We start from the raw sequence: 1,768 nt of genomic DNA, 5'->3' as shown, positions 1-1,768 counted from the left end.
TGCGTTCAGGACGGCTTGGGCGACCTCGCCGGGACTGCGGTGGTCGGTGGCGACCTCGACCGTGGCCACCTCCTCGTACAGATGCCGGCGGGCCTGCATCAGCTCCCGCCACTGCCGGCGCGGATTGACCGCCAGCAACGGCCGAGCCGCCCCCAGCCCGGTGCGCCGGGCCGCCTCGTCGACGCCCATGGACAGGTACACCACCCGGTGCCCGGCCAGCCGCGCCCGGGTACCGGCGTCCAGGATCGCCCCGCCGCCCAGGGCCAGCACCCCGCCGTGCTCGTCCAGCGCCCGGGCCACCGCCGCCTTCTCCAGCGCCCGGAAGGCCTCCTCGCCGTCGGTGACGAAGATGTCGCTGATACTGCGCCCCTGCGCGGCGACGATGTCGTCGTCGGTGTCCCGGAAGGCCACCCCCAGCCGGCCGGCCAGCAGCCGGCCCACGGTGGACTTGCCCACCCCCATCGGCCCCACCAGCACCACCACCGGACCGCCGCCGGCCGATGCGCCGTGCGCCGGCGTGCGGTTCTCCGGTGCGGTGTTCTCCGGTGTGCCGTTTGCCGATGCGGTGGTCATCGCACCGCCAGGTGCTCGAGGTAGCCACGCACATTGCGGCGGGTCTCGGCCACACTGTCCCCGCCGAACTTCTCCGCCACCGCATCGGCCAGCACCAGCGCCACCATCGCCTCCGCCACGATCCCCGCCGCCGGCACCGCACACACATCCGAGCGCTGATGATGCGCCCGCGCCGCCTCCCCGGTGGTCACATCCACCGTCCGCAACGCCCGCGGCACCGTCGCGATCGGCTTCATCGCCGCCCGCACCCGCAGCACCTCCCCCGTACTCAGCCCGCCCTCGGTCCCCCCCGACCGGCCCGAGGCCCGCTTGATGCCTTCGTCGGTGGGGACGATCTCGTCGTGGGCCTGCGAGCCGGGCACCCGCGCCAGCGCAAACCCGTCCCCCATCTCCACCCCCTTGATCGCCTGGATCCCCATCAACGCCGCCGCCAGACGCGCATCCAGCCGGCGGTCCCAGTGCACATGCGAGCCCAGCCCCACCGGCACCCCATACGCCAAAACCTCCACCACCCCGCCCAGGGTGTCGCCGTCCCTGCGGGCCTGGTCGATCTCGGCCACCATCGCCTTGGAGGCATCCGCATCCAGGCAGCGCACCGGATCCGCATCCAGCCGCTCCACATCCCCCGGGGTGGGGCAGATCCCGTGCGGGGCCCTGGCCGCGCCCAGCTCCACCACATGGGAGACGATCTCGATCCCGGCCGTCTCCCTCAGATACGAGCGGGCCACCGCCCCCAGCGCCACCCGGGCCGCGGTCTCCCGCGCCGAGGCCCGCTCCAGCACCGGCCGCGCCTCGGCAAAGCCGTACTTCTGCATCCCCGCCAGATCCGCATGCCCCGGCCGCGGGCGGGTCAGCGGCGCGTTGCGGGCCAGACCGGCCAGCTCCTCTCCCGGAACCGGATCGGCCGCCATCACCGTCTGCCACTTGGGCCACTCGGTGTTCCCCACCATGATCGCCACCGGCGAGCCCAGCGTGAGCCCGTGCCGCACCCCACCGAGGAAGGTCACCTCATCCTGCTCGAACGTCATCCGGGCCCCCCGCCCGTACCCCAGACGCCGCCGGGCCAGATGCCCCGCCACCATCTCCGTGGTCACCGGCACCCCGGCCGGAAGCCCCTCCAGCGTGGCCACGAGTGCCGGTCCGTGGGACTCCCCCGCGGTCAACCAACGCAACCTGCTCACCCAAACTCCTCAGT

Annotated in this window: 2 protein-coding genes; both read right to left on the bottom strand. The window is 73.6% G+C overall.

Going from position 1 to position 1,768, the window contains the following annotated elements; translation table 11 throughout:
- On the bottom strand, nt 1-462 hold a 462-nt coding region (locus tag ABD224_RS29070; protein ID WP_344055283.1), incomplete at its 3' end, for a shikimate kinase.
- A 107-nt stretch (nt 463-569) separates the two neighbouring features.
- A complete protein-coding gene (gene aroC / locus ABD224_RS29065) occupies nt 570-1,754 on the bottom strand; it encodes a chorismate synthase (protein WP_344055281.1) in 1,185 nt (394 codons plus the stop codon).
- Between the last annotated feature and the right edge of the window lie 14 nt (nt 1,755-1,768).

Origin of the sequence: Streptomyces thermoalcalitolerans, assembly GCF_039525155.1 — a bacterium.
GTDB classification, from domain to species: domain Bacteria; phylum Actinomycetota; class Actinomycetes; order Streptomycetales; family Streptomycetaceae; genus Streptomyces; species Streptomyces thermovulgaris.
This window is presented reverse-complemented; position numbering and strand designations above follow the sequence as displayed.